The following is a 327-nucleotide window of genomic DNA, read 5'->3' as shown; positions in this document are numbered from 1 at the left end:
AGGCTTTAAGCCTTCTTTAAGTTATCCCCTCTTTAAGAGCACCCCCCACTAAAGCTTTTATTTTTAACCCCTACCGATGAGCGATCCATCAAGCAAACCCCTTTCCCCTCCAAATAGCTTTTCGCATCAACCCCTGCCACAAACAAGCCTCCAGCAAATAACGCCAAGTCTTTAACCACTAACCTTCCAGCCCCAGAAAGCCATGGGAAATGCTGATTGACAAACACTTCTGGCGTTGTGAATAAAAAGGATAGAGTCGTGATCGTCATTCCAGCGACAAGCAAGCCCCCAATCACGCCCATTAAAGGCATCCAAAGCCCTAAAAGC

General features: G+C 46.8%; 1 protein-coding gene. It reads right to left on the bottom strand.

Translation table 11 applies throughout. The features are described from left to right. Positions 1-32: 32 nt before the first annotated feature. A partial coding sequence (locus BZK24_RS08885; protein ID WP_143424425.1) for a DUF417 family protein occupies positions 33-327 on the bottom strand: 295 nt, incomplete at its 5' end.

This window comes from Helicobacter pylori (genome assembly GCF_001998165.1).
In the GTDB taxonomy this organism is placed as follows: Bacteria; Campylobacterota; Campylobacteria; order Campylobacterales; family Helicobacteraceae; genus Helicobacter; species Helicobacter pylori_DL.
This window is presented reverse-complemented; position numbering and strand designations above follow the sequence as displayed.